General features: G+C 63.5%; 5 protein-coding genes and 2 pseudogenes. 5 read left to right on the forward strand and 2 right to left on the reverse strand.

What is annotated here, in order from left to right; translation table 11 throughout:
- Together EN781_RS22370 and EN781_RS22375 are read right to left on the reverse strand one after the other, a co-directional pair.
- Positions 1-458, reverse strand: a pseudogene (locus EN781_RS22370) (hypothetical protein); the annotation flags it as partial.
- Positions 459-770: 312 nt separating this feature from the next.
- Positions 771-1,484: a GntR family transcriptional regulator gene (locus tag EN781_RS22375; protein ID WP_126058526.1), complete on the reverse strand. Its 714-nt coding sequence runs from the start codon at positions 1,482-1,484 to the stop codon at positions 771-773.
- Between the two features lie 261 nt (positions 1,485-1,745).
- On the opposite strand from EN781_RS22375, the gene EN781_RS22380 reads away from it, so the two are divergent.
- From EN781_RS22380 to EN781_RS22400, 5 genes and pseudogenes are all read left to right on the forward strand, one after another.
- Entirely contained in the window at positions 1,746-2,834 is a 1,089-nt protein-coding gene (locus tag EN781_RS22380) for an ABC transporter ATP-binding protein (RefSeq protein ID WP_126058527.1), read from the forward strand.
- Positions 2,835-2,867: 33 nt separating this feature from the next.
- A complete protein-coding gene (locus EN781_RS22385; RefSeq protein WP_126058528.1) occupies positions 2,868-4,157 on the forward strand; it encodes a PotD/PotF family extracellular solute-binding protein in 1,290 nt (429 codons plus the stop codon).
- Between the two features lie 146 nt (positions 4,158-4,303).
- A pseudogene (locus EN781_RS22390) lies at positions 4,304-5,140 on the forward strand (ABC transporter permease); the annotation flags it as partial.
- 4 nt (positions 5,141-5,144) lie between these two features.
- Positions 5,145-5,963, forward strand: a complete 819-nt coding sequence (locus tag EN781_RS22395; RefSeq protein ID WP_127400341.1) for an ABC transporter permease — start codon at positions 5,145-5,147, stop codon at positions 5,961-5,963.
- Positions 5,964-5,974: 11 nt separating this feature from the next.
- Positions 5,975-6,403, forward strand: a 429-nt coding sequence (locus EN781_RS22400) for an aspartate/glutamate racemase family protein (protein WP_189347735.1), incomplete at its 3' end; no start/stop codon positions are given.

A 6,403-nucleotide genomic window follows, 5' to 3' on the forward strand; every position in this document is an offset into this window, starting at 1 on the left:
ACCTTCCTCGACCGGCCCGAAATGCTGGCCAGATTGCAGCCGTCGATCATATCCAGCGTCCTGAGATGGGCGAGGACCCAGCCCGTGAATGTCTTGATGGTGGCTGCCGTGGGCTGCATGGGATGGGCGCGCGCATCTTCGCTTGTCGGCAGATATTCGGCGATGTTGTAATGCAACATCTCCTTGATGAAGGCTTCCGCCGTGTTGCGGCTGGCTACCGAATTCTGGCGTATCACCTTGAGGAAGCGCGCCAAGGTCAGCGCGGTGTGATGGTCGTTCGGATTCCGCCTGAAATGCAGGGCAAGGCCGACATGGCCCATCAGCCAGCGTTGCTGCGTGGCGAAGATCGCGGCCAGCCGAGGGCTCGTTTCGTAGATCTGGATAAGCGCCCGTGACTGCTCCTGGACACCACGGTGCACAGCCGGATGGCCGGCAATGTCTTCGGCTTTCAGCGCCATCCTGCTCCTGCTCCGATTCAGCCCTCCGAACCGTGAAACATGAAGCACATTTCCAGCCTTCATCGTTGGTGTCCAGTATTGCGCTCCCCGTACCAAAGTAGGGCGGCCTGCATGCAGGCCGAGGCCATTTCCTCGCTAACTCTTTGCAAACGTTCGCAAAACTCCTCCCAACGATAGTCAGCCCGGCAGCCGCCGGCCGAATTGACGCACGCAAGGGGCAAGCACAGGCTTCGCGCCATCCGGGCCGGGGTGAGCGCGCGTTCCAGGCCAAGATTGAAACAAGCAACGGCATCGGCCGGCTCGCGCAGGTTGTCAGGACTCGAGGGCCTGCCGCAGCGCCGGACCGCTCCTGACGCGCAGGTCGAGATCAGCCTCGATATGGTCGATGTGGTGCAGCATCAGCGCGCTGGCGCGTTCGGCGTTGCCGTTCTCCAGCGCGTCCAGGATCTGCAGATGCTCGTTGTGGCCGCAGCTCGAAATGCCGGAGCGGCCATAGAGCGCGATCACCAGCGAGGAGCGCGCGACCAGCTCTTCCATAAAGCGCTGCAGGATGACATTGCCGGCCACGGAAGCCAACAGCAGATGGAAATCGCCGGAGGCCTTGATCTCGGAGCGCCTTGCGCTCGGCCCGCGCTCGGCGATAAAGCGGCCCTCTTCCTCGAGCTGTGCCTTGAAGGCGGCAACGTCAGCCGGTGTGATGCGCCCGGCGGCGGCGACCGCGATGCCGGGCTCGATCAGCCGGCGCGAGGCAAAGACCTGGCGCGCCTCTTCCGGCGAGGGATTGGCGACGAAGGCGCCGCGATTGCGCTCGGTGCGCACCAAGCCTTCGAAGGAGAGCATCTGCAGCGCCGCGCGTGCGACGGTGCGGCTGACATCGAATAGGGTGCCGACCTCGCCTTCGGACAGTTTGGTTCCGGGCGCAAGCCGGCGGTCGACGATGGCGTCCCGCAACTGGTCGCGGATCGCCTGGGCGCGATCCTCGTTGGCGTTGTCGACGGCTGGGAAGGTCTGGTCGGCGATGTTCATGGCGGCAAGGTCCTCAGCTCTTGTAGCCTGAATCGGGCCGCCTGCACGAGAGCCAAATTGAACGCAATAGTAGAAAAGATTGCATACGATTTCTGCTGACATCGCCGACAATCGCCCATAATTTGTGCATCGCACACGAGTGCTGCTTTGCTGGGCGCGAGGCCGGATCGACAATTTGCTCGAGGATTCAAACGCTTGAGGGTGGCGGCGGGCAACTGGCATGCATGATGCTTTGGTTAATCCGAGCCAAGAGGAGCCCGGATGTCCAAAGCCGCCGAAATCGACATCGTGTCCGTTTCGAAAGTCTATGGCGCGACCACCGCCGTCGAGGACATCAGCCTCAAGATTCCGGCCGGCACCTATTGCTGCCTGCTCGGTCCTTCCGGCTGCGGCAAGACCTCGACGCTGCGCATGATCGCCGGGCATGAGAGCATCTCGAGCGGCGACGTGCGGCTCGGCAACACCGTCGTCACCGACCTGCCGCCTGCCAAGCGCGGCACAGCCATGATGTTCCAGTCCTATGCGCTGTTTCCGCATCTCGACCTCGTCGACAATGTCGCCTTTAGCCTGAAGATGAAGGGTGTCGGCAAGGAGGAGCGCCGCTCCAAGGCGCTCGACATGCTGAAGCTGATGCAGATGGAAGCCTATGCAAGCCGCCGCCCGGCGCAGCTTTCAGGCGGGCAGCAGCAGCGCGTGGCGCTGGCCCGCGCATTGATCACCGATCCCGAGGCGCTGCTGCTCGACGAGCCGCTTTCGGCGCTCGATCCGTTCCTCAAGATACGCATGCGGGCGGAGCTGAAGAAGCTGCAGACCTCGCTCGCCATCACCTTCGTTCACGTCACCCACAGCCAGGAGGAGGCAATGGCGCTGGCCGACCTGATCGTGGTGATGAACAATGGCCGCATCGAGCAGGCGGCGCCGCCGCGCACCGTATTCGAACGGCCGGCGACCGCTTTCGTCGCCCGCTTCATGGGCGACCACAATGTCGTGTCCGGCCGCGTCAGCGGCAGCAGCGACGGCATGGTTCTCTTTGAGGTGCCGGGCGGCGTCTCGCTCGCCGCGAGCGGGCAGGGCCGCGAGCCCGGCGAGCCGATCGACATCGCCATCCGCACCGACCATGTGCGCATCGGCGAGGCGCCGGCGGCGGGGCTCGGCTTCAGCGGCATCGTTTCCAACATCGAGTATCGCGGCGCAACCGTGAAGCTCTCGGTCAACGGCGCTGGCATCGAGGAGTTCACAGTCATCCTCGACGACGAGGGCTTTTTTGCCAGGCCGGTCGCCGTCGGCGACGCGGTGCCGATCGCCTGGGACGCCGAGGATGCGATCATCCTCGGTCGTCTCGATTCCTGAACCATCACAACCAAACCAAAAGGGGAACTGACAATGACCAACACAACCGACAAGAAGACAGGCATTTCCCGCCGCTCGCTGCTCAAGACGGGCGCAGCGGCGGTCGGCCTTGCCGCCGGCTCCGGCGTCATCACCGGCTTCCCGACCATCTGGGCGCAGTCGAACATCACGCTGCGCCAGTTCGGTACCGGCGTGTCTAACCTCAATGCCATCGCCGAAAAGTGTAAGGCGGATCTCGGCATCACGCTGGAGATGACGGCGACCGATTCCGATGCCGCCGCGCAGCGCGCGGTGACACAGCCCGACAGCTACGACATCGCAGACATCGAATACTGGATCGCCAAGAAGGTATATCCGACCGGCGTCATGCAGCCGATGGACGTCAAGAAGCTGAAATATTACGACAAGATCGTGCCGCTGTTCATCACCGGCAAGCTGACGCCCGACAGCGTGATCGCGCAAGGCACGGCACCACACACGGTCGGCTTCGTGGAGGCGCAGGATTCCAAGGCCTTCGCCAAGGAACCGACCCAGTGGATGACGATGGTTCCGACCATCTACAATGCCGACACGCTGGGCATCCGCCCCGACCTCGTCGGCCGCGACATCACCACCTGGGCCGACATCATGGATCCGGCTTTCAAGGGCAAGGCCGCCATCCTCAACATCCCGTCGATCGGCATCATGGATGCGGCCATGATCATGGAAGCCATGGGCAACATCAAATATGCAGACAAGGGCAACATGACCAAGGAGGAGATCGACAAGACGATCGATTTCCTGATCAAGGCCAAGCAGGACGGTCAGTTCCGCGCCTTCTGGAAATCCTTCGACGAGAGCGTCAACCTGATGGCGTCCGGCGAAGTGGTGATCCAGTCGATGTGGTCGCCGGCGGTGGCAGCGGTGCGCTCCAAGGGCATCGCCTGCAAATATCAGCCGCTCAAGGAAGGCTATCGCTCGTGGGGCGGCGGCCTCGGCCTCGCGGCGCATCTCAAGGGCGCCGAGCTCGACGCGGCCTATGAATACATCAACTGGTACCTGTCCGGTTGGGTCGGCGCCTATCTCAACCGCCAGGGCTACTATTCCGCCGCCATGGACACGGCCAAGCAGTTCATGTCCGAGGATGAATGGGGCTTCTGGGTCGAGGGCAAGCCGGCAAAGGGCGACATCGTCGCGCCGGACGGCAAGGTGATGGAGAAGGCTGGCGCGGTGCGTGACGGCGGTTCCTTCGTCGAGCGCATGGGCAAGGTTGCCTGCTGGAACTCGGTGATGGACGAGGACCGCTACATGGTGAAGCGCTGGAACGAGTTCATCGCGGCGTGATGCACTGATCGCGGATGACGGCGGCGACGCCGCCGTCATCCGCAAACACAACCGCTCGTCGGATATCACGCATGACAGTCGCGCTCGAACGCCCTGCAATGGCCGCGGCCAAGCCCGCCAGGCGCCGCCGGTTCTCGATCGGCGTGATCGCGCCCTATCTGCAGGCGACGCCGCTCGCGCTGATCCTCGGCGCGTTCCTGCTGCTGCCGATCCTGATGATCGTCGTCGTCAGCTTCTGGGACTACGACTTCGCGGCGATGTATCCGGATTTCCTGACGACCAACTATTCCGACGTGCTCGGTTCCTGGGTCACCTGGAAGACCTATCTCAACACGCTGAAATACACTGCCATCGTCTGGGCGTTGACGCTCTTCATCGGCTTCTGGGTCGCCTATTTCCTCGCCTTCCACATCCGCACCACGGCCATGCAGATGGTGCTGTTCCTGGTCTGCACCGTGCCGTTCCTGACCTCCAACATCATCCGCATGATCTCGTGGATTCCGGTGCTCGGCCGCAACGGCCTGGTCAACTCGACGCTGGTGCATCTGGGGCTGGTACCGAGGCCGATCGAATGGCTGCTCTATTCCGAATTCGCCGTCGTGCTCGCCATGGTGCATCTCTACACGCTGTTCATGGTGACGCCGATCTTCAACACGCTGATGCGCATCGACCGCTCGCTGTTCGAGGCCGCGCGCGACGCCGGCGCTTCCGGCTGGCAGATCCTGTGGAATGTCGTCATCCCACTCGCGAAGCCCGGCATGGCGATCGGCACCATCTTTGTCGTCACGCTTGTGATGGCCGATTTTTCCACCGTGCAGGTGATGTCGGGCGGACAGAGCGCCTCCGTCGCGCTGATGATGAAGAACCAGATGTCGCTTCTGCAATATCCGGCCGCCGCCGCCAACGCGGTCGTGCTTCTGGTGCTGGTGCTCCTGATGGTCGCCGGCATCCTGCGCATCGTCGACATCCGCAAGGAGCTCTGAGGCGATGAACCGCGAGAAGCGCACTCTCGAATTCTACGGGCTGGCGGCCTTCTTCGCTCTGTTCGTGCTGTTCCTCTACGGGCCGCTGTCGGCGATCCTGATCCTGTCCTTCCAGGGTGAGAATGGCGGCCTGACCTTTCCGCTCAACGGCGTCTCGCTGCACTGGTTCGCCAACCTGTTCGAGAAGCAGGCGGTGGGCGATTTCGGCGGCAGCTTCAGGCGTTCGCTGGCGCTCGGCCTGATGGTGATGGCGGTGACCGTCATCGTCTCACTGCTCGCCGGGCTTGCCTTCCGCCGCAAGTTCCGCGGCGCCACGGCGCTGTTCTATCTCGCCGTCGCCAGCCTGGTCGTGCCGTCGATCATCATCAGCCTCGGCATCGGTGTCGTCTTCCAGCAGATCGGCTTTCGTCCGGCCTGGTACACCTCGGCCTTCGGCGCGCATCTGACCTGGACCTTGCCCTTCGGCGTGCTGATCATGTTCGCCGTCTTCAACCGGTTCTCGCCGGCCTATGAGGAGGCCGCTCGCGACCTTGGCGCCACCGCCTGGCAGACCTTCGCGCATGTGGTTCTGCCGATGATCGCGCCCAGCCTGATCGGCGTCGGCCTGTTTGGCTTCACACTCTCCTATGACGAGTTCGCCCGCACGCTGATGACGTCGGGCACCTTCAACACGCTGCCGCTCGAGATCTATGGCATGACGACGAATGTAACGACGCCGGTGCTCTATGCGCTTGGCACGGTGACGACCGTGTTCTCTTTCCTGGTGATCCTGCTGACGCTCGGCGCGATCGTCTATGTCGGCCGCCGCCGGGCGCGAGCCTGAACGGAGCCAACGTGCAGATTCTCGTGGTGAACCCGAACACGACCGCCAGCATGACCGAAACCGTCGCAGCGGCCGCCCGCTCCGTTGCCAGCGCCTCGACGGAGATCTTCGCCGTCACTTCGTCGATGGGGCCTGTGTCTATAGAGGGCTATTATGACGAGGCACTTGCGGTGCCCGGCCTGCTGGTCGAGATCGCCGCCGGCGAGCGCGCCGGCGCGCAGGCGGCGATCATCGCCTGTTTTGACGACACCGGACTGGACGCGGCGCGCGCCATGGCGAACATCCCGGTCATCGGCATCTGTGAGGCGGCGCTCAGCCTCGCCTCCTTCATTGCTCAGCGCTTCAGCGTGGTGACCACCACCGAACGCTCACGCGTGCCGGTCGAGGAGTTGGTGCGGCGCTACGGCATGGCCGCGCGGGCCCGCGTGCGCGCCGCCGAC

Source organism: Mesorhizobium sp. M4A.F.Ca.ET.090.04.2.1, assembly GCF_003999085.1.
Classification (GTDB): domain Bacteria; phylum Pseudomonadota; class Alphaproteobacteria; order Rhizobiales; family Rhizobiaceae; genus Mesorhizobium.